23 protein-coding genes are annotated in these 24,115 nt (G+C 46.5%); 8 read left to right on the top strand and 15 right to left on the bottom strand.

Annotated features, from left to right (window positions below; translation table 11 throughout):
- Positions 1–32: 32 nt before the first annotated feature.
- From DP923_RS08185 to DP923_RS08170, 4 genes are read right to left on the bottom strand one after another with little or no spacing between them, the layout of a single operon-like run.
- On the bottom strand, positions 33–761 hold the full coding sequence (locus DP923_RS08185) for an N-formylglutamate amidohydrolase (protein WP_112305344.1): 729 nt from the start codon (positions 759–761) through the stop codon (positions 33–35).
- On the bottom strand, positions 755–2,014 hold the full coding sequence (locus DP923_RS08180; protein WP_112305343.1) for a carboxylate-amine ligase: 1,260 nt from the start codon (positions 2,012–2,014) through the stop codon (positions 755–757). Before DP923_RS08180 ends, DP923_RS08185 begins: the two co-directional genes overlap by 7 nt.
- Complete coding sequence (locus tag DP923_RS08175) at positions 2,007–3,476, bottom strand: RimK family protein (protein ID WP_112305342.1); 1,470 nt, start codon at positions 3,474–3,476, stop codon at positions 2,007–2,009. The genes DP923_RS08180 and DP923_RS08175 overlap by 8 nt, the downstream gene beginning before the upstream one ends.
- A 3-nt stretch (positions 3,477–3,479) precedes the next feature.
- On the bottom strand, positions 3,480–4,202 hold the full coding sequence (locus DP923_RS08170; RefSeq protein ID WP_112305628.1) for a C39 family peptidase: 723 nt from the start codon (positions 4,200–4,202) through the stop codon (positions 3,480–3,482).
- Positions 4,203–4,367: 165 nt separating this feature from the next.
- On the opposite strand from DP923_RS08170, the gene DP923_RS08165 reads away from it, so the two are divergent.
- Positions 4,368–5,054 carry an MCP four helix bundle domain-containing protein gene (locus DP923_RS08165; protein ID WP_112305341.1) on the top strand — a complete coding sequence of 229 codons (687 nt, stop codon included), beginning with the start codon at positions 4,368–4,370 and terminating at the stop codon, positions 5,052–5,054.
- On the opposite strand, the gene argH is transcribed toward DP923_RS08165, so the two are convergent.
- The 8 genes from argH to DP923_RS08125 form a co-directional block, all read right to left on the bottom strand.
- On the bottom strand, positions 5,051–6,382 hold the full coding sequence (argH, locus tag DP923_RS08160) for an argininosuccinate lyase (protein ID WP_112305340.1): 1,332 nt from the start codon (positions 6,380–6,382) through the stop codon (positions 5,051–5,053). The two genes, DP923_RS08165 and argH, sit on opposite strands and share 4 nt — an antisense overlap.
- Positions 6,383–6,418: 36 nt before the next feature.
- Positions 6,419–7,504 (bottom strand): M20 family metallo-hydrolase, encoded by a 1,086-nt coding sequence (locus DP923_RS08155; RefSeq protein ID WP_112305339.1) that lies wholly within the window; start codon positions 7,502–7,504, stop codon positions 6,419–6,421.
- 15 nt (positions 7,505–7,519) lie between these two features.
- Entirely contained in the window at positions 7,520–8,317 is a 798-nt protein-coding gene (argB, locus tag DP923_RS08150) for an acetylglutamate kinase (RefSeq protein WP_112305338.1), read from the bottom strand.
- 11 nt (positions 8,318–8,328) lie between these two features.
- On the bottom strand, positions 8,329–9,279 hold the full coding sequence (locus DP923_RS08145) for a Rossmann-fold NAD(P)-binding domain-containing protein (protein WP_112305337.1): 951 nt from the start codon (positions 9,277–9,279) through the stop codon (positions 8,329–8,331).
- Positions 9,279–10,424 carry an aspartate aminotransferase family protein gene (locus tag DP923_RS08140; protein WP_112305336.1) on the bottom strand — a complete coding sequence of 382 codons (1,146 nt, stop codon included), beginning with the start codon at positions 10,422–10,424 and terminating at the stop codon, positions 9,279–9,281. The genes DP923_RS08145 and DP923_RS08140 overlap by 1 nt, the downstream gene beginning before the upstream one ends.
- Positions 10,425–10,536: 112 nt before the next feature.
- On the bottom strand, positions 10,537–11,526 hold the full coding sequence (gene argC / locus DP923_RS08135; protein WP_239020970.1) for an N-acetyl-gamma-glutamyl-phosphate reductase: 990 nt from the start codon (positions 11,524–11,526) through the stop codon (positions 10,537–10,539).
- A 13-nt stretch (positions 11,527–11,539) separates the two neighbouring features.
- Positions 11,540–12,739, bottom strand: a complete 1,200-nt coding sequence (locus DP923_RS08130; RefSeq protein ID WP_112305334.1) for an argininosuccinate synthase — start codon at positions 12,737–12,739, stop codon at positions 11,540–11,542.
- A gap of 26 nt (positions 12,740–12,765) precedes the next feature.
- The gene (locus tag DP923_RS08125) at positions 12,766–13,380 is read right to left on the bottom strand and encodes a GNAT family N-acetyltransferase (RefSeq protein ID WP_112305627.1); all 615 of its coding nucleotides are present in this window, start codon (positions 13,378–13,380) and stop codon (positions 12,766–12,768) included.
- A gap of 550 nt (positions 13,381–13,930) precedes the next feature.
- Here DP923_RS08125 and DP923_RS08120 point away from each other — a divergent pair.
- Positions 13,931–14,221 carry a hypothetical protein gene (locus tag DP923_RS08120; protein WP_112305626.1) on the top strand — a complete coding sequence of 97 codons (291 nt, stop codon included), beginning with the start codon at positions 13,931–13,933 and terminating at the stop codon, positions 14,219–14,221.
- Between the two features lie 2 nt (positions 14,222–14,223).
- Here DP923_RS08120 and DP923_RS08115 read toward each other — a convergent pair whose 3' ends face one another.
- Positions 14,224–15,495, bottom strand: coding sequence for an aspartyl protease family protein (locus DP923_RS08115; RefSeq protein WP_112305625.1), 1,272 nt, complete (start codon positions 15,493–15,495; stop codon positions 14,224–14,226).
- A 461-nt stretch (positions 15,496–15,956) separates the two neighbouring features.
- Here DP923_RS08115 and DP923_RS08110 point away from each other — a divergent pair, with 461 nt between their 5' ends.
- The 4 genes from DP923_RS08110 to DP923_RS08095 are packed head-to-tail and all read left to right on the top strand — an operon-like array spanning position 15,957 to position 19,855.
- The gene (locus DP923_RS08110) at positions 15,957–17,627 is read left to right on the top strand and encodes a sodium:solute symporter family protein (RefSeq protein ID WP_112305333.1); all 1,671 of its coding nucleotides are present in this window, start codon (positions 15,957–15,959) and stop codon (positions 17,625–17,627) included.
- A 7-nt stretch (positions 17,628–17,634) separates the two neighbouring features.
- On the top strand, positions 17,635–18,087 hold the full coding sequence (locus DP923_RS08105; RefSeq protein ID WP_112305332.1) for a GNAT family N-acetyltransferase: 453 nt from the start codon (positions 17,635–17,637) through the stop codon (positions 18,085–18,087).
- Between the two features lie 3 nt (positions 18,088–18,090).
- Positions 18,091–19,173, top strand: coding sequence for an alanine racemase (locus DP923_RS08100; protein WP_112305331.1), 1,083 nt, complete (start codon positions 18,091–18,093; stop codon positions 19,171–19,173).
- Positions 19,174–19,225: 52 nt separating this feature from the next.
- A complete protein-coding gene (locus DP923_RS08095) occupies positions 19,226–19,855 on the top strand; it encodes a carbonic anhydrase (RefSeq protein WP_112305330.1) in 630 nt (209 codons plus the stop codon).
- A gap of 45 nt (positions 19,856–19,900) precedes the next feature.
- Here DP923_RS08095 and DP923_RS08090 read toward each other — a convergent pair whose 3' ends face one another.
- Positions 19,901–20,734, bottom strand: a complete 834-nt coding sequence (locus DP923_RS08090) for a metallophosphoesterase (protein WP_112305329.1) — start codon at positions 20,732–20,734, stop codon at positions 19,901–19,903.
- Between the two features lie 272 nt (positions 20,735–21,006).
- Between DP923_RS08090 and DP923_RS08085 the strand changes: the two genes are divergently transcribed.
- Entirely contained in the window at positions 21,007–22,170 is a 1,164-nt protein-coding gene (locus DP923_RS08085) for an amidohydrolase (protein WP_112305328.1), read from the top strand.
- A 6-nt stretch (positions 22,171–22,176) separates the two neighbouring features.
- The gene (gene alr / locus DP923_RS08080; protein WP_112305327.1) at positions 22,177–23,328 is read left to right on the top strand and encodes an alanine racemase; all 1,152 of its coding nucleotides are present in this window, start codon (positions 22,177–22,179) and stop codon (positions 23,326–23,328) included.
- A gap of 142 nt (positions 23,329–23,470) precedes the next feature.
- On the opposite strand, the gene hisIE is transcribed toward alr, so the two are convergent.
- Positions 23,471–24,079: a bifunctional phosphoribosyl-AMP cyclohydrolase/phosphoribosyl-ATP diphosphatase HisIE gene (gene hisIE / locus DP923_RS08075; RefSeq protein WP_112305326.1), complete on the bottom strand. Its 609-nt coding sequence runs from the start codon at positions 24,077–24,079 to the stop codon at positions 23,471–23,473.
- Positions 24,080–24,115: the final 36 nt, after the last annotated feature.

Here is a 24,115-nt window from a genome sequence, read left to right as displayed (position 1 = left end):
CGTTTTTGTAATGTTTTGTTATAAAAATGTATTTAAAACAATTCACTGTACTCATTATCTACGCGCAGTGGTTTTAAAACTTCTCGTAAGGCTGATGTAATCGTTTCCTGTAGTTGTTGCCATACCTGCTGGTCGCCGAGGGCAAATTTCTGGTTTACTTCCAATTCGATGCCCAAGTACTCATCCTCCCCGAACTGCCGGCGCAAGGCTGTGGGCAACCCATCCGCCACGCCTAAGTATGGGTAATTAAAACGCACCTGCAAGTTACTGTCTTTCTCCAGCATTTTGCTGCGCCATACTTTGCAGATTTCCTGTTCCTGCTTTCGTTTGGGGTCATAAAGCAAACCAATATCCGTCTGCCGTTCTTCGCCATCCAGAACGGGTGTAAACGTATGCACAGCGATGTGCAACACTTTACGGCCGGCGCTTGCCAGTTTGTCTACCTTTTTTTCGACCTTATGCCTGTACGGAAAATAGTAAGTATCCAGCAGTTTTTCCTTTTCTTTTGGCGTAAGTGCTTTCGTGAAACCGGAAAGTAAATTATGATGGTTAATGGACCGGTTCAGCTCTACTAAAAGCCGCGAAACTTCCGAATGATAGTGGTGATCGGCCACCTCCTGCATCCTGTTAAAGAGTTCCAAAGCGCCAATGTCATAACCCTTATGAGTGGCTAAGATTGGTTCTTCACCGCTGAATAAAGACGCATACTCACTTGGGATCTGGTTGCCGCCGTGCTCGCAGGTTAACAGTAATTTTAGCATGGTTTCTCAGGTATAAAAACTCCGCCTTTGTGCAGGCAGTTGGCTACTTGATGGTATACTTTATTTATACTTTCAGGGGATGGATTTGCGCCGGTTGCTTCCAAAATGCGCCTGGCTAAGTTGCCCCTCGAAAGTATGATATTCAGTGCAAAGGCTATTTCCGGTTCATCTTCCAATGTAAGGGTTTCTGCTACCAGGTGTTTCCAGATTTCGCCGGCGGTGCAATTCTCCATGCAGTTAAAACCAAAGCATTTCATGTAATCATAGTTGGTCAGCATGGTTTGCTGCCCGTTTTTAACTACATCCAGCAGTATACCGGCCAGCGTTTTCTCGTCCCATTTCTTCAGTTCCTCCAGCTTTACCCAACGCTCGCTTACCAGAGCCTTTATAACCGCTACAACGGCGTTCAGCACGGCAAGGTCAGCCAGTGGACTTTCCTGTATATCGATCAGGCGAATTTCGATGGTGTTGCGCTCGAAGCGGGCAATGGCTCCTCTTGAATTCAGAAATTCTTCCTGCAGGTCGCCAGCCTCATCAAAAGGTGCAATATCCTGATACATGCGCTGCAGAATTTCCTGCTCGTAAGCCGCCTTCGAAAAAACTGCCTCCGGAATGACACTGCCTGCTATACTCGGTATTTTTTCCTGGTTGTGGCGGTAAACTTCTATACGCATATCCTGGTAGCCGCTTATTTTGCCATCCAAAATGGGCGATGAAGCACTGATGGCCGGGATAATTGGCAACACCATCCGGATAGCGGCATGGAGTTTTGCAAACTCCTCATCATCGTAAAAAGGTAAGTTAAGGTGCGTACTTTGCAGGTTTGCCCAACCATGTCCGCGGCAATCGAATATCTTGTTGTAAGCTTCGTACACGGCGTTATACTCGTGTGGCCAGAGCCTGGTATCGGTTTCCGGGTGCATGAACGGGTGCGCTCCGGTGGGCAAAAGCATAGCGTTATACTTTTGCAGCATGCCATTTATTTTAACTACATGCTCCTGAAACCTGGCGTGCAAACCAGTTATACTTGGTACTGGTCCCTGTGTTTTTAACTCCACTACGTGCAGCACCAGTTCGTTGCTCCAGGCAATTTCACCAAACTCCACATCCGATACGTATGCACCTACCTCGTCGTAAATCAGTTTATCAGTAATGGGGAGCACTTCCAGCGTATCGCGGTTCACGATCATGTATTCCATCTCCACGCCAAAACCTGCGAAAAGGTGGAGCGGCTCTATGTGCGGCTTATTCATTTGTGCTGATGTTTTTGTTTGTTTCGATGCGGCGCTTGATGGATTTGATAATGGAAGTATAAAGGTCTTTCTTCAGGATTTTGTCTTCACAACCGGCATCTATACTTGGGTTATCGTTCACTTCGATGATATAGGCTTTGCCATTAATTTCTTTCAGGTCTACGCCGTAAAGCCCGTCGCCTATCAGGTTGGCGGCTTTTAAAGCGGTATGCAGCACATGAAACGGCACCTGCTCGAACGGTACAATCTCATCTTCGCCTTCTTCGTCCTGCTTTTTGCCGTTCCAGTTATAGATCTGCCAGTGGCCTTTTGCCATGTAATATTTGCAGGCAAAAAGCGGCTGCTTATCCAAAATACCGATGCGCCAGTCAAAATCGGTGGGCGTATACTCCTGCCCGATCACCAACTCCGAATCAGCAAGCATTTCATCCAGCACTTTTTTCAGCGATTTTTTATCTTTTGCTTTTACAACTCCCTGCGAGAACGAACTGTCCGGCTTTTTAAGCACGCAGGGCAAACCCAGCTCTGCCTCTACCTGCTCCCGGTTATCTTTGTGGATGATCATCGTTTTAGGAACGGGCACTTTAGCTTTGGTCAAAAGTTCGGCTAAGTATACTTTGTTTGTGCACCGAAGTATGGAAGTCGGGTCATCGATCACTACCAAACCATCGGCAAACGCCTTACGCGCAAAACGGTACGTGTGGTGGTTTACAGAAGTCGTTTCCCGGATAAAAAGGGCATCAAACTCAGGCAAACGGCGGTAATCGTCTTTGGTGATCAGCTCAGTATAGAATCCCATACTTTCGGCGGCCTCCACAAAAAGCTGGATTGCTTTTTCGTTTGAGGGCGGGGCTTTTTCTTTTGGGTCAACGAGTATCGCCAGGTCGTATACTTTGCGCGTGATGCGTGCGCCCGCAAAACGGTGCCGTGCCACGTATGCTTTGGCAAAGCGCTTCAGGTATTTGTAATGATGATCGGGTACTTCGTTTACGGGCACAGCCGATATACTTTGCAGCACCCATTCTTCTTTAAACACAAACTGCGCCCGCAGCAACGGTGCCTGAAAATGATCGTGCAGGGCCTTGCACAGCTTTTCATACTTCTTGGCCACGTTCTGCCCAAAGTAAATGCTTAGCGTAAATGTTTTGGACTTGATGGTAGCCAGGCTTTTCTTGATCAGGTCTTCGATCTCGACAGTAATGGCGCGCACAATGGTCGGGCTTTTCAGGTCCTGCATGGTGGTAACGCTGGGTATGGCTTTGTGGCCGCGCGCTTCGGCCAGTAACGATACATAATACCCCGCACTTTGGTAGCGGTACGAGCGGCAAAGGTTAAATATGCGCGCTGTTTTAATATCAGTGTAGTTTGTATCGGTTAAATACGTTTGCGCATCCACCACTTCTACCTCATCTATCGCAACACCCCAGTCTTTGGGATGATCGACAACAACTATCTTTCGCATGGTCTATTCTTCGGGAATTTCAGGGTGAGCCGGCTCTATGGCCAGCAGATTGGCATCAAAAGTAGCCATGCCCAGCATGATGGCATTCAGCAGCCGGGTAGAAGTTACTTCATAATAATTGTTCTGGAAGTATGGATTTTCCGGGTACGGATCTGCCACCACAATGCGGTCTTCGTCTCCGGCAAAACCGCAGAGCACCACAAAGTGCCCCATCGGATACCCACGCACATCATCGTACACCGAATTGCCGGCATCATCAGAAAACTCGCGTGCGCTTAAGTATAAATAAGTGGCGCTTAATCCTGTCAGTAACGGAATGCCTTTCTCAAAATACTGGCTCAGCAAGGTGTTGTTCAGGTCGTGGCTGCGGAGTTCGCCTCCTAACCTCAGAAACTCGATATAAGCATGTGTGGCCCGATGGAATTTGGTGCCTTTTTTATAAAGAATCTGCTGTTCCAGTTTATCAATGATGGCGGCATTGCTGAGCCCGATCCAGGTCGGGTCGAAAATGTGCAGGTTGTACGTATAGATGGTGGCCCGGTAACCGCGTTTCAGGGCATGGCAAGCCAGTAAAACCTCCAGTGTTCCGCCTTCATCCAGCGCCGGGACTTCCTTGATCACTTCTGCCAGCGAGATCGGGTCGTTGAAATAGCGGTACACGGCGTGCAGGCTGGTAGGGCCGCAGGTCGAATCGTCGGGTTGGGTATGAATTTTAATCGGAATCACGGGCAAATGGCATTAGCTTCTGAAAACAATTAATGCCCCTTTTATACGCGCCCGGTTATTTAAGTTATACGATTTGCAACGCCTGAAGTGAACGTGCACAATACGAGGCCTTTACAATTTTAAAAATTTTGCTTATATTGAGCTTAATAGCAATTGCGGGAGTTTATGAGCTGGAGTTTCAGGATTGAGCAACGAAGTAAAATCGCATTGGCACTAGGTGCTACTTTTATACTCATCACAATGGCCTATTGGTTTGTGAGTTACACTGTAAACCAGGTGGGATCGCAGTTTAAATCGGTGTATTACGACAGGCTGGTGCCCGCCCTGGATATTGCTACCATACAGGAACGGTTTTACCAAAACCGCCTTTTACTGGAAGAACATATCCTGACATCCGAAACCGATGAGATGCAAGCATTTGAAAACGGAATGGCGCAGAATGCAAGCGATATTGATTCTGTTCTGACTAAGTTTAAAGCAACCGAACTGACCGCTCAGGAAAAGCTTGACCTGGATGAGCTGCTCTTGACCAAAACAAAACTGGAAACTTTACAAAAAGCCATACTTGTACAAAGTAGTGCCGGAAATAAAGAAGCGGCGCTGGCCGACTACAACGGCACTAGCCAGACCGCTTTTTTAGATTTATTAAAGCCGTTGCATGCGCTCAGCAAACTGCAGGGCGAAGTTGGGCACGTATTATATGCCTCCGCCGAAAAGCAGGTTAAAACGCTCCAGATATTGTCTTACCTGATTATTGGGTTGGCTGTAATTATTGCTTTGCTGATCGTTACCTTGTTGCAAACTAACCGCAAGATTAAAAAGATAAAACCACAGCAGTTCCACTGGAATTAAGCCAGTAAAGCTTCATAAGCCTTCGTTACTTTTTCAAAGTTGAACTGGCTGATCACCTTGTCCATTTGTACCTTGATTTGATCTGTGCATAGGTTATTTATACTTCCTTCGTGGGTGTGCGTTACGGCATCAGGCACTTCGAAACTGTTGTTTTCTATACTTTCCCCTACTTTTTTATACGCATCCCGGAACGGCAAACCAGCCAGCACCTGCGCATTTACAGCATCCACACTAAAGAGGTATTTATACTTTTCGTCTTTCAGAATATCCTGCTTTACCTGCAACTGCGGCAATATAAAGGCCATGATCTGGAGGCAATCCAAGAGCGTCGCAAAAGCCGGGAAAAGGCATTCTTTTAATAGCTGTAACTCGCGGTGGTAACCGGATGGCAAATTTATCAGCAACATCGAAACTTCAGTGGGCAGGGCCTGCAGTTTGTTGCATTTTCCGCGTACCAGCTCAAAAACATCCGGGTTTTTTTTGTGTGGCATGATGCTGGAGCCCGTTGTTAAGTTGGCAGGAAGCGTCACAAAACCGAAATTCTGGCTCATATACAAACACAGGTCCATCGCCATTTTTGCCAGCGTGGCCGCCACCGAAGCAAGCGCCATACTGACAATTTTCTCTGATTTGCCGCGGCCCATCTGCGCATACACCACGTTGTAATTCATACTTTCAAAACCCAGCAGATCGGTGGTAAGTTGGCGGTTCAGCGGGAAGGAAGAACCATAGCCTGCAGCAGAACCCAACGGATTTTTATCGACGATCTTGTAGGCAGCCAGCAGCATTTCCATATCATCCACCAGGCTTTCGGCGTAAGCGCCAAACCACAAACCAAACGACGAGGGCATAGCTACCTGCAAGTGCGTATAGCCCGGCAACAGCACATTTTTATACGTTTCGCTTTGTGCTTGCAGTAAGACGAAAAGCGTTTGTACCTGCTCTACGGTGTTCTTTAACTCATCGCGGAAGTATAATTTAAGGTCCAGCAGAACCTGGTCGTTGCGCGAGCGTCCGCTGTGAATCTTTTTGCCGGCCTCCCCTACTTTGCGCGTCAGCTCCAACTCTACCTGCGAATGCACATCTTCCACACCCGGCTCAATGGCAAACGTACCGGCATTTATACTTGCATAGATCGACTTTAATCCGGTTTGTACCAGCGCCAGTTCTTCCTCAGTGAGCAGGTTTATACTTTCCAGCATACGCGTGTGCGCCAGCGAGCCCAGCACATCAAAGGCAGCCAGTTGTAAATCAAATTCCGGATCCCGGCCAACAGTAAACTGCTCGATTTCTGTTTCTACGTTTGTGTCTTTTTGCCAGAGTTTCATGGTTGGTGAAGGGGAATTAAAGTATAAATGGACTGTTTATTTCTGAAGTATAACCTGCTGCAATAACTCGATGTACAGGCGGATTCCGTCCTCGATCTCGACAAGGTATATAAATTCGTCGGCCATGTGCGAACGACCTGAAAAGCCCGGTCCCATTTTAAGCGAGGGAATGGGCAGCAATGCCTGATCTGAAGTGGTAGGCGAGCCATACGTATTTCGGCCAAGCGCCAGACCAGCTTGTACCAACGGGTGCGTTTCCGGGATAGAAGACGGCTTCAGGCGGGTTGAGCGCGGCGTAACAGTGGCTTTCACATTTTTGCGGATGATCTCCAGCACCTCTTCTGCGGTGTAAGCATCGGTCAGGCGTACATCTACAGTAAACTGGCAAACATCCGGCACCACATTATGCTGCGTACCGGCATTCACTAATGTCACGCTCATTTTTATCGGGCCGAGATGCTCGGATTGGATTGGGAAAGTATAATTCCGGAACCAGCTTATATCGTCCAGGGCGTTGTAAATGGCGTTGATACCTTCCTCGCGGGCTGCGTGTCCTGCTTTGCCTTCGGCTACACAGTCCAGCACCAGCAGGCCTTTTTCGGCTACGGCCAGGTGCATTTCGGTGGGTTCGCCTACAATCGCAACGTCAATTTGGCCCAGCTCCGGGTAAAGCAGTTCCAGGCCGTTTTTACCTGATATTTCTTCTTCGGCAGTGGCTGCTAATATCAGGTTATAAGTCAGGTCTTCAGACTCGTAGAAGTATAAAAAAGTAGCGATTAAAGACACCAGGCTGGCACCGGCATCGGTACTTCCCAAACCGTATAATTTACCGTCCGTTATACTTGCCTCGAAAGGGTTGCGGGTATAACTGGCATTTGGCTTTACGGTATCGTGGTGCGAGTTTAAAAGCAAGGTAGGCAGCGCTGCATTGTAGTGCTTGTTACGTGCCCAAACGTTATTTTTCTGGCGGTAAACTGCTACGCCACGCGCCTCCAGTAAAGTATAAATGGCAGTGGCAGTTGCGTCTTCTTCTTTGCTGTACGATGGAATGGCGATGAGTTGCTGTAGCAGTGCAACCGCTTGTTTGTAAAGCGTTTCCGTTTCGATGATGGTCTGGTACATGCTTGTATTTTTAAGCTAAAGAGATAAAGTTGTTCCGGTAAACTTATGGCCCTGTGCAAGCGCTTCTACTGCGGATGCGTGGCAGATATGAACCTGTTTTACGCCCTGCCTGAGCGCCAGCATCGCATTGTCCAGTTTTGGTAGCATGCCGGCCGCAATTATTCCTTCATTTTTCAGCTGCTCATACTTTGTTTCGGTGATGTTCGGAATGACAGAATCTTCGTTTATCACATCGCGTAGCACGCCTTTTTTCTCGAAAAGATAAAGCAGCTCTACTTCATACTTTTGGGCCAAAGCGGTAGCCAGTGCAGCAGCAATTGTATCAGCATTTGTGTTCAGCATGGTACCCTTGCCATCGTGTGTGAGCGGTGCAAAAACGGGCGTTAAACCGGCATCCAGCAAAACCTCCAATACATCGCTGTTTATACTTTCAGGATTTGTGATGTCGCCGGCAAAACCGTAATCTATACTTTGTACAGGTCGTTTTACAGCCGGAATAATGTTCGCGTCCGGACCTGTTAAACCGATTGCGTTGCAACCGTTTTTCTGAAGCGTAGCCACCAGGTTTTTGTTGATCAGGCCACCGTACACCATCGTTACAAGCTCCAGTGTTTCCGCATCTGTAATGCGGCGGCCGTCAACCAATACGGGCTCAATTCCTAGCTTTCGACCGATAGCAGACGCAATTTTGCCTCCACCGTGCACCAGTATTTTAGAGCCTGAAATACTGGCAAAAGCAGTTAAGAAATTTGAGAGTTGCTCCGGATCATCCAGTATATTCCCACCTACTTTGATAACATATAATTTTTCCATCACAAACCAGGTTACAGATCAGAAAGTATGGATTTCAGGACGGCTTGTGCGGCATACAGGCGGTTTTCGGCCTGGTTCATCACCAGCGAATCCGGACCATCGAGCACTTCGTAGCTCAATTCCAATCCTCTTCTTACAGGCAGGCAATGCATAACTTTTCCGTTGTTGGTGAGCGCCATTTTCTCATTCGTGATCATCCAGTTTTCACCCGCACTCAGCACTTTGCCATAGTCCTGGTAAGACGACCAGTTTTTAACGTACACAAAATCAGCATCCGCCAGCGCTTTGTCCTGGTTGTATTCTATACTTGCGCCAGCAGTAAATTCCTCGCTTAGTTCATAGCCTTCCGGGTGCGTGATCACAAGTTCCACATCGGTATTACCCATCCACTCTGCAAACGAATTGGCTACACATTGCGGAATTGGTTTTATATGCGGCGCCCAGGTTAAAACTACTTTGGGACGTTTGTTTTGCGGCGCATTTTCCCGGATCGTCATCAGGTCGGCGAGGCTCTGCAAAGGGTGCCGCGTAGCAGATTCAAGGCTTAGGATAGGCACGCCGGCGTATTGCTTGAACATTGTCAGCATTTCTTCAGCATAATCTTCTTCGCGGCTTTGCAGTTTCGGGAACGAGCGCAACCCGATGATATCGCAATACTGGCCCATGGCACCGGCCGCATCTTTGATGTGCTCCACCGTCGTGCCGTTCATGATTACGCCATCTTTGGTTTCGATTGCCCAGCCTTCTTTATCCAGGTTCATGACCATTACCTGCATGCCCAGATTCATGGCGGCCTTTTGTGTACTCAGGCGTGTGCGCAAACTTGGGTTCATAAAAATGAGGCCCAGCGTTTTGTTCTCACCTAATGTTTTATGCTGATACGGAGCTTTTTTAAGCGCTAACGCATCTTGTACAAGTGTTTCCAGGTTGGGCACATCGTGTACGGAAGTAAAGTGTTTCATCAGGCAGGAACCGTTGTAAGGATGGATGTAAAGGCTTTCAGGAATTTGTCCGCTTCTTCTTTGGCGAGGCAAAGGGCTGGTAGCAACCGAAGCGTATTTTTATTGGAGGATGAACCTGTGAAAATGCGGTGCTCTTTCAGTAATTTCTGACGGATGGCCGCGCATGGTTCATACAGCTCTATTCCGATCATCAGACCAAGGCCGCGCACTTCTTTTACACCTTCTATCTGCTGGATTTCCTTTATAAGATACGCTCCCATCTCAGCTGCGTTCTGTACCAGATTTTGCTGTTCCATTACTTCCAGAACCGCCAGGCTGGCAGCGCACGCCAGGTAATTGCCGCCAAATGTAGTGCCCAGCATGCCGTGTCTGGCTTCAATTTCAGGGCTGATGAGCACACCTGCTACCGGAAAACCATTGCCCATACCTTTGGCAACTGTGATCAGGTCCGGTTTGATGTTTAAATGCTGATGCGCAAAGAATTTACCTGTACGCCCGTAGCCTGACTGTACCTCATCCAAAATCAGCAAAGCCCCTGTTCTTTTGCAACCCGCTGCTACCTGTTTCATAAAAGCAGCATCTGGCAATTGTATACCCGCTACTCCCTGAATACCTTCCACAATCACAGCAGCCAGCTCATCTCCATACTTTGCTAACGCCTCAGCAAAAGCAGCTTCATCGTTAAAAGGAAGTATAACCATGTTTTCAGTTGCATTAACCGGCGCTAAAATCGAAGCGTCATCGGTAGCGGCAACCGCAGCAGATGTGCGGCCATGGAAAGCACCTGAAAATGAAATGATCTTCTTACGTCCTGTATGAAAAGAAGCGATCTTGAACGCGTTCTCGTTAGCTTCGGCGCCGGAGTTGCACAGGAAAAGCTGGTAGGAATCGTAGCCACTCTGCTGGCCTAATTTAGCTGCCAGTTCCTGCTGTAAGGGCATCTGAACAGCGTTGGAGTAAAAGCCGATGGTATAGAGTTGGCGCGCAATGCGCTTGAGATAATGCGGGTGGCTGTGGCCGATGGAAATGACAGCGTGACCGCCATACAGATCGAGGTACTTTTTGCCTTCTTTGTCCCAAAGGTAGAGACCTTCAGCTTTTACGGGTTCTATATCGAACAGCGGGTAAACATCAAACAGGTTCATAGTTTTCGGATTAGATATATGAAGTGAGACAGTAAATAAAGTATTTGACGTACATATTGTTGATTGCTAAGATGTTGTATTATAGTTATCTGAAGTATAAAGTCTGAAGCTTCTAAAAAGCGCTCGGTTTTAATTTTAAGCCCGTTGTTTCATCTAACCTGAACAGCAGGTTCATATTCTGGACGGCTTGGCCGGATGCGCCTTTCAGCAGGTTATCGATCATACTTGTAATCACCAGTTGCTCGCCGTGTTTCTGGAGATGAAGGATGCATTTGTTTGTGTTGATCACCTGTTTCAGATCCGGGTTTTGCGCGCTGATGATTACAAAAGGATGCTGCGCATAATAGCTTTGATACAATTCAGTAGCCTGAGCCAATGTAAGGTCTGAAGAAGTATAGGCAGTTATAAAAATACCACGCGCAAACGGCCCGCGGTACGGAACAAAATGTATGGCTGGTTGCTGATTAGGCTGTAGCTGTTTTATACTTCTGTTGATCTCATGCAGGTGCTGGTGCTGCATCACTTTGTAAGTCGAAATATTCTCGGTGCGCCAGCTGAAATGTGAGGTTTCGCTGAGCTGCTGCCCTGCGCCGGTGCTGCCTGTTATGCCGCTAACGTGCACTTCACTGGTAAGTATACTTTCCTGTGCCAACGGTAATAAAGCCAATTGGATAGCCGTAGCAAAACAACCCGGGTTAGCAATGTGCTGCGCTTTTTTAATTTCTTCGCGTTGCAATTCCGGTAAGCCGTACACAAATGCTCTCTCTCCGGTTGTAACTATACTTTCTGAGGTCTGCTCATTCCAACGGAAATCCTGGCTCAGGTCAATGACCTTTGTTGTGGCTGCTACTGAAGTCGTTTCCAGGAACTTTCGGGCGGCGCCGTGTCCGGCACATAAGAACAGCACATCCACTTCTGCGGTCATGTCGCTACTGAACGTTAAGGTAGTTTCACCTACCAGATCCGTATGCGTATTTGTGATAGGCTGCTCTGCCTGGCTGTTGCTTTGTGCAAAAACAAGTTCAACGTAAGGGTGCAGCAATAGCAGGCGCACCAGTTCTCCGCCAGCATAACCGGCTGCGCCTATAATTCCGGCTTTCATGCGGGTGGCCATACTAAAACTCCGTTCCGTTTACCTGGTGGTACAACATGGCCTGGTTGCCAAATATCTTTGAGAATCCTTTTACATCTTCGCCGCTCCAGCCATTGTTCATTTCGCCGTAGCTGCCGAAAGCGCTGCTCATCAGATCATACTTAGACTCGATGCCCTGCACCTGGAAACGGTAAGGCGCCAATAGCACATGCACCGTGCCTGTTACATTTTGCTGCGTTTCCTGCAGAAAACCTTCGATGTTGCGCATCACAGGGTCAATAAACTGGCCTTCGTGCAGCCAGTTGCCGTACCAGGTAGCCAGTTGCTCTTTCCAGTAAAGTTGCCATTTGGTGAGCACGTGTTTTTCCAGGGTATGATGCGCTTTTATGATGACCATTGGGGCGGCCGCTTCAAACCCAACCCGTCCTTTTATACCAATGATGGTATCGCCAACATGCACATCGCGGCCAATGCCATAAGGAGCAGCGATTGCTTGTAACGCCTGGATAGCCGCCACCGGAGATGCGTATTTTTGCTCGTTAATTCCTACCAGTTCGCCTTGCTCAAACTGAAGCGAAATCTGCTCCTGCCCCTCTTTTGTAACCTGCGTCGGGTAAGCAGTTTCAGGCAAAGGTTGGTGCGACGTCAACGTTTCTTTGCCGCCAACCGAAGTGCCCCAGATACCTTTGTTAATAGAATATTGGGCTTTGGTAAAATCCATTTCCACGCCATGTTTTTTGAGGAATTCAATTTCCTCTTCGCGTGAAAGCTGGTTGTCACGAATCGGCGTCAGGATTTCTACTCCCGGTATCATGATATTGAAGATCATATCAAATCGGACCTGGTCGTTGCCTGCGCCAGTGCTGCCATGCGCTACATAAGCTGCGTCAATCTTTTTGGCATACTTTGCAACTGCCATTGCCTGCGTAATGCGCTCGGCACTAACCGAAAGCGGATACGTGTTATTTTTCAGGATATTGCCGAAAACCAAGTATTTGATGCAGCTCTGGTAGTAATGCTCCACTTCATCCAGTGCTTCGTAGCTTTCCACGCCCAACGCATAGGCGCGTTTTTCAACTTCTTGCAACTCTTCCGCAGAAAAGCCACCAGTATTTACCAGTACGGCGTGCACTTCCAGGCCTTTGTCTATTTTCAGGTGCTTCACACAGTAAGAGGTATCCAGACCGCCGCTGAAAGCCAGCACTACTTTATTATTTTTCATGATTTTATATCTGATTCAGAGTTAAATTAATGCTGCGCTTCAGCTTGTAAAATGGAAATAGTTGCCTGTGCAGGCTGCGCGATAGCTTTTTTGTTTTCGCGTTCAGGGTCGTAGAGCATGCCCGTGCAAAGGCAGTTGGTGCGCTGCTTGCTCATCAGGATCTCATAGTTCACGCAGCTCTTGCAGCCCGCCCAGAAAGCTTCATCATCAGTCAGTTCGGAGTATGTTACCGGCCGGTAGTTCAGATCGGAATTAATCTTCATCACAGCGAGCGCCGTAGTTAATCCGAAAATTTTAGCATCCGGGTATTTAGTGCGCGAAAGCTCAAAAATACACTGTTTTATACTTTTGGCCAGCCCGCTTTTACGTAACTCCGGCGACACAATAAGGCCAGAATTGGCGACGTACTTGCCATGGCTCCAGGTTTCGATGTAACAAAAGCCTGCCCATCTGCCATCCTGGTGTAGAGCAATAACTGCTTTGCCTTCCAGCATTTTCTGGGTGATATAGTCAGGCGAACGTTTGGCAATGCCGGTACCGCGCGCTTTAGCTGAAGCTTCCATTTCGGCACAGATCTGTGCAGCGTATAGGTGATGTTGCGCACTGGCAACTAGAATGTTGAAAGCAGGTTGATCGCTCATAAAAAAATAACAGAATACCTGAGCCACGCGAAGCGCAGCCATAAAGCTAAATAGATACAAGAGCGGCAAACCTTAAAGCGACTGTCTGCATACAAACGAGCCCAGCCTTACAGGTAGCGCATGAAATAAATATGTAGGGAGAAAAGATAACCGCTGCGTAAGCGATCAGGAAGCACGTCGGCCTAGGGCCTGAGGCGCAATGAAAGCAGGGCCTGCCTTAAAACTATCCGGCCTGAGAGGAGGATAGAAAAACCAGCACTCTTCTGGAAAGAGTGTTTTATCATGTCAGATGATAAAATAGTTTTTTGCATTTTCTTAGTTATGTAAATATGGGCTTATGGTTTCGTCCCAGTTCGCTGCAAAGTTTTCAGAATAAAAATTTAATAAACAATAATTAATTTAAATTTATGAGAAAGTTTATACTTTGCCAGCTTCTTATTTATACTTTGTAAAGCCAATGTAAAGTATAAACTTGGCGGCTTAAAACTAAAATTTATACCTTGCCTGTTCCTGTGTATATTTGCAGCTTACAGATTCGCTTCAAAAGTTCATGAAACAGTTTTCGCTTCCCATCTTCTTCGGTATACTTTTTTCGGCAGTAGGTACGGTTTCGTTGTTCCTGACGCGGGATATTATGATGGCTGCGATCTGGTTAAGTTTCGGAAACGGGCTTATGCTGGCTACTTTTAAGTTCAATACAGTGGATGCAGCCGGGAATAATGTGTTAAAACCAGTGCCACCCGTCAGGATGTATATCGGAATAGGATTGATGGTACTGGCGGTAGCCCTTCTGCTATTACAGGTATACTTTGATTTTCAGAATGCGCCTGTAAAAGGCTAGTTTCAAATAGCGCTTTGCAGCACCAGGTCTACATTAATCAGTTTGGAATCGCGGCGCAGCTGCATCCTTAATCTGCTTCCTGGCCTGCCTTCCATTAATTTCAGTACATTGTTTAAATCCAATTCGGTGCAATCGCGCCCACTGATGTTTATGAGCTGGTCGCCGGGCATCAGCCCTTTTAACTTGGCCGGTGAGCCGTCTATCACATTCGAAACCACATAAAAGTTGGTCCCAGGTAAAGGCGTTGTCAGTTCAAAACCAGCTAAGTTATACTGGAAAGGTTCTTTATACTTGCGGTTGGGCACCAGCATCATGCGTTTATGCGGGTAATCCAGCACCACGGTAAAGCGTTTTAACACATCAGAACCCAGGCTTCCGTTACGATTGGATAGATTTAAAGCGGCTTGTATGGCTTCCGTATCCGGGTAAGAGGCCGGCATGTTGGTGAGTTCATATTTGCCTAAGGTAAAACTGTTCAGCCGCCCTATTTTGCCGTTTATATCGCCACTCAGGCCCCGGCCCAGGTACGCCTGCATTACTTTTGGCGGCAAAGCCAGTTTGTTATGCGATGGCAGGTAAAGCGATAAGGTATGGCTGGCACCTGTATCAATTACCAGTTTTACGCTGATGGTATCGCCGTTGTGCTGGCTCACTTTTCCGTACACATAGGCTTTGTTTTGCTCTATATAAAGCGGGTATTCTTCTGCTCGTTTATGTTTTTTAACTTTAGTATCCGGCCTGTAAAGTGTCAGTTCCTGGCTGCTGTAATTAATCTTTACAATAAAGTTCTTAAAGATATCGTAGCCAATAATGCCATGCACCGGCATACCCATACGGGTCGATAAATTGAAAACATCTTCCATCAACACATAAACCTGCTGGTTTTTTCCTTCAATTCCGGGCATTACCAGGCGGTTGCCGGCAGAGTACAAAGCTTTAATCGTATACCCTGTTCCCAAACCCTTCACTTCTATTTCGCGGGCATTGTTAATATCAAGCGAATCGGTGTAGAATAACTTGGTAATGAGCGTATGTTTTACACCGCTGTCAAGTATAAAGTTTAGCGAATTGGAGCTATTGATCTGTACCGGAATGATGATCAGGTTATGAACAAGCTTAAATGGAATGGTTATTTTTTTTCGGTTGCCCCTAAAATATACAGTATCCGAATCAGCGAACGGTAGTTGCTGCGAAAGGCCGGGAAGCGGGAGCAGCAAAATGAAAAGCAGAAAAAGGAAACCGATGCGTACCATAACACAGAAAGCTAGTGGCATAAGCATGCTCTTACTTCTCTAAGTATACGCAAAATATCAGAAACAAACAATTAAAATACCTAAAATTCAAACAGTTATCGGTTAAACTAATTTTTGAAAGCTAAGTGTAAAATGACTCTCCTTAGCTTTTGCTTTGGAAACTCAGTGCCAATATTTGGTTTTCAAGTTTGTGTCGCTTTGTAAATTGCTAATTCCTTTAGGCTTCACTTTTCAAAGCTTCTTCACAGAACAGATTTTAATTGTACCCTCCTTATAATTTTCTTTAAGAATAGTAGCAACAGATTCTGAAGTATAGCAGGTCTATTTTTAAGTAATTTGTATAAAACCTTTAGCGTAAAATATGCATTAACTACATTTTAAGTATGTTTATAGCCTAAATTGATGCATTTTGACTCTTTTTTTATTAACTTAAAGTATAACCCAATTTAAATCTTTATTTATAAATTATACTTTACTAATAAATGCATTTTGTAGATCTAACTATTTTTGCCCTCTATATGCTGGCCATGCTCGGTTTTGGCTTTTACTTTCTCAAAAAAAATGACGGAGCCGATGATTACTATGTAGGGGGCAGAGAAATGGGAAGCACGCACATAGGCCTTTCCGTTGTTGCGACAGATGTGGGCGGCGGCTTTTCGATCGGGTTAGGCGGACTTGGTTTTACTATGGGCCTTTCAGGTTCCTGGATGCTTTTTACTGGCCTGCTCGGAGCCTGGCTCGCAGCAGTGTTTCTGATCCCGAAAGTGAAAGACAATCCTGCTTTCAGTAAGTTTCTGACTTTTCCGCAACTGTTCGGGTATTACTTTAACAGGCGTGTGGCTCTGCTGGCAGGTATTATATCCGCCATTGGTTACACAGGCTTTACCAGTTCTCAGATTCTGGCAGGTGCGAAACTGGCCAGCGGCACTATCCAGAATTTAGACCTGACTACTGCCCTGCTTATTATGGGGGTAATTGCAGTGGTTTACACGGTGATGGGTGGCATGAAAGCCGTTATTTATACCGACACCATACAATGGGCCATACTGATGGGTGGCCTGATCTTTATCGGGATGCCGGTCTCTTTTCTGGCTGTAGGTGGTTTGGAGCAGCTTACCTTCGCTAATATTACTGATACACAATGGCTATCGGCTCAGTCTGAAAGAAGTATGGCAGCCATCCGTACAACACTTCCTTCCGATTTTCTCTCCCTTACTAATATAACCTGGCAGCAGGTAGTTAACTGGGCTATTACGATTATACCGATCTGGTTTGTAGGCATGACGCTGTATCAACGTATCTATGCCAGCCGCGATACAGCAACTGCGCGTCGTGCCTGGTACCTGGCCGGCTTTTTTGAGTGGCCGGTGATGGCATTTATGGGCGTTCTGCTTGGGTTGCTTTCGAGGGTAGCTGCTGAGCAGGGTATGTTCGATAGTTTAACCGGCGGCGCAGCTATTGATCCTGAAACCGGGCTTCCGATGCTGTTACGAACGGTACTGCCTATTGGCCTTACAGGCCTTATGCTGTCCGCTTATTTCTCTGCTATACTTTCTACAGCAGACAGCTGCCTGATGGCATCATCAGGCAACATTGTATCCGACATTTTAAGCCATTTCCGTAAAATTGATCCCGACGCCCACTCTACGCTGCGCTTATCACAACTTGTAACTTTACTGGTTGGCATATTGGCGCTTTGGCTGGCTTCCATGATGACAAACGTGCTGGACCTGATGCTGTATTCGTATGCTTTTATGGTTTCTGGTTTATTTGTACCGATTATCGGAGCACTTTTCTGGAAAAGGCGGAGCAGTACAGGTGCTTTCTGGGCCATGCTGGCAGGTGGCTCGGTTACAGTGCTGTTACAAGTATGGATGGTAACTACTGTAGCCGATCCCGCTGACATACAGGCACAGGCAAGTACTTTGCAATCCTATTTTCCGGCCGACCTGCAGGCTACATGGACTAACCTGAGCGGGTCGCAACTGCATACACTAGTTAGCCAAACCATAGCAGCAAACAGCTTGATACAAGTGCCTCTGCTTGGTATCAGTTTCAGGCTCCCGTATCAGTTAGACCCTAATTTCTTTGGCCTAACAGTGTCCTTCTTATTGTATATCACGTTTACGTACCTATATCCAAACAAAAAATAAAGCTAACATGGCAGAAGAAAACAGCCTACACTACACGAGTTACACGCCTCAGGAACAGCATAACATGAATCGCGATGAGGTGATCGATTTTCTTTTTCAGCACCTGGATGAGTATGGCGATGCACGTGCAGATATTTCCAAATGCATGGATTATGCCTTGTCAGAAGCGGAAGGTAAAGGCGGCGCCGTACTGGTAGCCCGCGAAAACGACCGTGTAGTAGGGGCGCTTATTCTGAACAACACCGGCATGAGCGGCTACATACCGGAAAACATACTGGTTTATGTAGCGGTTGATAGTAGCCAGCGCGGCAAAGGTGTTGGTAAAAGACTGGTGGAACTGGCAACCGAAACCGTATCTGGAAGTATAGCCCTGCACGTAGAACCTCAGAACCCCGCACGGCACCTGTATGAGAAAATGGGTTTCACAAATAAATATTTGGAATACAGATTACAACGATAAAAAATGGCTGTTTTAAAGCTTTACCGCAATAAACTGCAACACAACTACCGGCACCTGGAACAGGTCTTTAAAGCCCACAAAATTGATTACGGCATCGTGACCAAACTACTGTGCGGGGAAGAGAAATTCCTGCGCGAAGTACTTGATCTGGGTGTGAAGGAAGTACACGATTCGCGCGTGAGCAACCTCAAAGCGATCAAGAAAATTGCACCTGATGTACAGACCGTTTACATAAAACCGGCTCCCAAAAAAAGTATACCCGATATCATCAAATTTGCTGACGTTAGTTTTGAAACAGAACTGGATATTATCCGGCTCTTATCAGCGGAAGCTGTACGGCAGCAAAAAATTCACAAGATCATCATCATGATCGAGATGGGCGATCTGCGCGAAGGTGTGATGGGTGAAGAACTGATAAACTTTTATGCACAGGTTTTTGAGCTGCCGGGTATATCCGTGATTGGGCTTGGCGCTAATTTTAATTGCCTGCACGGCGTTATGCCAACCCAGGATAAGCTGATACAGCTGAGCCTTTATACCCAGATCATCGAGGCAAAATTTAACCGTAAAATTCCCTGGATTTCTGGTGGCACTTCCGTTACTATTCCGCTTCTGTTCACACACCAGTTACCCAAAGGGATCAACCATTTCAGGGTTGGGGAGGCGCTCTTTTTCGGGCTTAACCTTTTTACCGGAGAAACTTTTGAAGGCATGCACCATGATGTGTTTGAACTCAGCGCCGAAATTATAGAACTCACCGAAAAGCCTATGGTGCCCAACGGAATTATGGCAGAAAACCCAAGTGGCGACAGCTACGAGATTGATGAATCGCTTTATGGCAAAAAATCTCACCGCGCTATTTTAGATGTGGGACTGCTGGATATCAATCCTAAGTTTTTGATCATGAAGGATGAGCAAACTGTTGTGGGGGCCAGTTCGGATATGCTCGTGATTGAGTTGGGTAAGAATGCAGACAAGTATAAAGTGGGCGATACGCTGCAATTCGGGCTCCGGTATATGGGCGCGCTCAGCTTACTCAACTCCCGGTATATCAGCAAAGAGGTTGTAACTGATGCACCAGGTTAAAGGAGATCCTTTAAATTCAATTCTAAAAATTTTAATTTAAAACCAGAAAGCGATGCACTACCACAACTACGAAGACCTGATCCGGAACAACAAAGAGTGGGCCTCTGAAAGGCTGCAAACCGATGCTTTATACTTTGATAAACTCTCGGAAGGCCAGAAACCACCTTTCCTGTTTATTGGATGCTCAGATAGCCGGATGCCTTTAAATAACTTCACGAAAACAGAACCGGGCGAGCTTTTTATTCACCGGAATGTAGCCAACCAGGTATCATTAACCGATATGAACCTGCTGGCTGTGCTGGAATATGCAGTGGATGTACTGGAAGTAAAACACATTGTAGTTTGCGGGCATTACCGCTGCGGTGGCGTTGCAGCAGCTTACAGCGGTACAGCTACCGGTGTGGTAGGAAACTGGGTAAACCCGATCCGTGAAATATACCTGAATAACCGGGCAGAGATTGATGCGCTTCCAAGTGAGGATGACCGCATTAATAAGCTTGCCGAACTAAATGTGATCGCTCAGGTTAAAAACATTTGTATTTCTTCGGTCATGCACAGTGCCCACCAAAAAGGAAAGTATCCGCAGGTACACGGCTGGGTGCTCGATATACAATGCGGACAGATCAAGGATATTGAATTACCGCTAGCTGAGTGGCAATCGAAAGGCTTGATACCAGCATGACTTATTTTTAACTGGAGCTGTTTTAGGAGCTGATAAGGTAAGTACTTATTGGTGATGGTAGTTTTTCAGAAATGGGCGGATTGAGTTTGCGTATACTTCGAATGCGTTTACAGAAGTGATAACATGATCGGGATAGGTTAAGGCAGATAAGCGACCTCCGAAAACACAACCAGTATCAATATTAATGGTGTTGTTTCGCCAGTTTGGTTCGTGTACCGGTGTATGACCGTAAACTACAATGGCTTTACCGCAATAATCTGCGGCCCAGTCTAAGCGAATAGGTAAGCCATAGCTGTCTGTTTCTCCGGTTGTGGGTCCGTAAAGGCATAGTTCGCGAACTCCTTTGGTATTGCTCCCGTGTAAGCGCTCTTCCAGGCCGGCATGCGCTACTACCAGGCGGCCGTTATCCAGTATGATATGGTGCGGTAATGATCCCAGAAAATCAAGGATGCGTTCATGAAAAGCTTTATCATACTTTTCGAGTTGTTCTACAGTGAGTTCGAGCCCATGGCGTATTTTAACGTGCCGGCCCTGTAGTTTACGGAATAGTTTATCGTCGTGGTTTCCGCTTACGCAGTAGGCAAGGCCTTGCGTCATCATATCCATCACAAGTCGCAATACCTCAGGCGAATTGGGGCCTCGGTCTACCAGATCGCCTACAAAGATTACTTTAAAGTTGCCAGGCGTTTCAATGTTATAAGCTTGCTTCTTTTGATCAAAAGTAATGCTGTACCCTAATTTCTGAAGCAGGCATACCAGTTCATCAAAACACCCATGCACATCTCCGATAATATGGAAAGGCCCATGGCTATCAGGCAGCTCTAAATTAAACTGCTCCGAAGAACGGCTGTTCGCTTTCGATTTTTTTAAGTGCAACATATAGATTTAAAATAACCCTTCTATTAAACATCTAAAACGATACCGAGGTTAGGGAAATGCAATTATTTATTTGTTAAAAAATTTAAAGTGCGATGACTACTAAAACAAATGATTGTTTTGGTCAGCTTATTTAGGAATAATTTATTCTGATCAGTACAATAAAAATAAGCGCATTTAAACGACAGCGCAATATTGCTTTCCTGAAATATGACTTTACTGGATGCTTTATCACTAAGGGATCTAAAGAAGAATAAATTTATACTTTCAAACTTATGCTTTACTCCAATTTATCCGATTTACCCGAGTTACTAGCTTTGCGCCATACTTTGCATCGCTATCCGGAGCTGTCAGGCCAGGAAACAGAGACGGCACATCGTATTGGAACTCACCTGCAAAAGTATAAACCGGACCAGCTTCTGACTGGTTTAGGAGGAACAGGCGTGGCTGCCATCTTTCACGGTGAAAACCCCGGTGGCCCGACCATACTTTTCAGGGCTGAGCTGGATGCCTTGCCTATTGCTGAAACAAATACTGATCTTGCGCACCTTTCAGAGTATGAAGGCAAGGGACATAAATGCGGACACGACGGGCATATGACAATTTTAACTGCTTTAGGCAGTATGCTGCACCAGCAGCGGCCTGCGCGTGGTAAAGTTGTGCTGCTCTACCAACCAGCCGAAGAAAACGGCGCGGGTGCCTGGGCTGTTTTGCAGGATAAGCGTTTTGAGAAAGAAATAAAACCCGACTATGTGTTTGCCTTGCATAATTTGCCGGGCAAACCATTGCACCAGGTTGTGATTCGGCACAATGTATTTGCAGCTGCCTCTACCGGCATGATCGTAACTTACCAGGGAAAACCTTCTCATGCCGCCGAACCTGAAAACGGCCTCAATCCGGGACCGGCGATGGCTGAAACCATACTTGCTTTCGAGGAAATCATTCAAAATAAAAAGCAGTTTCAGGACCTTACGTTGCTCACTATCATACACGCTCGCCTTGGCGAAATTGCTTTTGGCACGAACCCCGGTTTTGCTACGGTTATGGCCACGCTTCGCTCCTATCAGCCGGATGATCTTCAGAAACTGAAAGAGCTGGCAAAACAACAGGTTCTGGCCATAGCCACTGCTCATAAACTGGAACACACGATTGAGTTTACAGAAGAATTCCCGGCCACCCAAAACCATAACACTGAAGTTGAAATAGTACGAAGTGCCGCACGTGAGTTGGAACTAGCTGTAGAAGAAGCCGTACAGCCTTTCAGGTGGTCAGAAGATTTCGGGCACTTTACAGCACGTTACAAAGGAGCCTTGTTTGGTTTGGGAGCCGGCACCGCGCAGCCCCAACTCCACCACTCCGACTACGACTTCCCGGATGAACTTATTCCTACGGGTGCCGCCTTGTTTTATGGCATCCTCCAAAAAATACTACGCCAGTAACTTCCTATGTTTAACAGCTCTTTTATTGAAATAAGCAGATCAGCACTCCAGAATAATATTGATTTCCTGAAGCAGGTAACAGGTCCGCAAGTGCAGTTTTCTTCTGTGATTAAGGGAAATGCCTACGGGCACGGAATTGAGCAGTTTGCACCCCTTGCTCAGGAATGTGGTGTTACGCACTTTTCTGTTTTCAGTGCCGATGAAGCATTGCGCCTTACATCGGTTGCACCTGCGCCTACAACCATCATGATCATGGGCTACCTGGATAACGAGGAGCTGGAATGGGCGATCCAAAACGAGATCGAGTTTTTTGTTTTTGAACCGGAACGACTTATTCAGGCTGTAGCTGTTGCAAAAAGTATAAATAAAAGAGCCAGGCTTCACGTGGAGCTGGAAACAGGTATGAACCGCACAGGTTTTGATCTGAACTCTCTGCAAAACGTGATCTCCTTTTTAATCTCAAATAAAGAGCATCTAGAGCTAAAGGGGCTATGCACCCACTATGCCGGTGCCGAAAGTGTGCAGAACCATGACAGGGTTATGGCACAGCAGCAACGCTTTAAACAACAGGTAGACAAGTTACTTCAACATAATATAATACCCAGGCAGTTACATTCTGCCTGCTCTGCAGCTGTAATGGCATATCCGGAAACGCATATGGATATGGTTCGGGTAGGGATCATGCAGTATGGCTTGTGGCCCAGCCCGGAAACGCACAGCCAGTATTTCGGACAGCATAAAGAAAAAACGGACCCCTTACGCCGGCTGATCAACTGGAAGACCCGCATCATGAGTCTGAAGTCTGTCCCGCAGGGAGAATATATTGGCTATGGCACTTCCTATCAGGCATCCCGGGATATGACCGTTGCCATCATCCCTGTTGGCTATTCCTGGGGGTATAGCCGCTCACTCAGCAATTTGGGCCATGTACTTATCAGGGGGCAACGCGCCACTGTAGTAGGCAACGTAAACATGAATGTGATGATGGTGGATGTAACGCACATTGCCGATGTACAAAAAGAGGATGAAGTGGTTTTGTTAGGGAAACAGGGAAATGAAAGTATAACGGTAGCCTCTTTCGGTGAGCTCAGCACCCAACTGAATTATGAATTATTAACCCGGCTCCCGCTTAATATTCCGCGTGTAATTATAGAGTAGTTTAAACTATACTTATGCTAGCATCTAAATTACATGCTGCAAGGGACCTTATAATGTTATATATAAGCACTAAGCAGATTAAAAGTATAAAAGCAGGGCATATTATTTCCTAATTACCCTGCTTTTATACTTTGCATTTTCGTTATTTTTTGTGTCGTTCCTGCAACACTTCCACCACATCGGCAAGTTCGAGGTTGCTGGCTGCCAGTAATACCAATAAGTGGTAGAGCAGATCGGCAGCTTCGCCTTTCATGGTTTCTGTTTTACCGGCTACGGCATCTATCACTGTTTCAACAGCTTCTTCGCCTACTTTCTGTGCTATTTTGTTGATACCTTTATCAAACAGAAAGTTGGTATAAGAACCCTCCGCCGGATTTAGCTTTCGCTGCTGTATTACTTCTTCCAGCTGCGCGATAAACTGGATCGCTTTTGTTCTTTTGCTGCTTGCCTCTTCCCCGAAACAACTTGTTTCGCCGGTATGGCAGGTCGGTCCGTTCGGGTTCACTTTAATCAGCAACGAATCATTGTCGCAATCTTCTTTTATACTGACCACCTGCATGGTGTTGCCTGATGTTTCTCCTTTGGTCCAGAGGCGGTTTTTGGAACGTGAGAAGAACGTGACCAAACCCTCCTGCTGTGTTTTCTCCAGCGCTTCCTGGTTCATGTAACCCAACATTAAAACCTGGCCGGTGGTATTATCCTGTATCACGGCAGGCATCAGCCCCTCCATTTTATCGAAATCTAAATTCATACTTTAGTTCTGAGTCTCGAGTTTTGAGTTCTGAGA

The sequence above is a fragment of the Pontibacter arcticus genome (assembly GCF_003284895.1).
GTDB classification, from domain to species: Bacteria; Bacteroidota; Bacteroidia; order Cytophagales; family Hymenobacteraceae; genus Pontibacter; species Pontibacter arcticus.
Note: the sequence above shows the minus strand (reverse complement) of the source record. Positions and strands in the feature narration are given on the sequence as shown.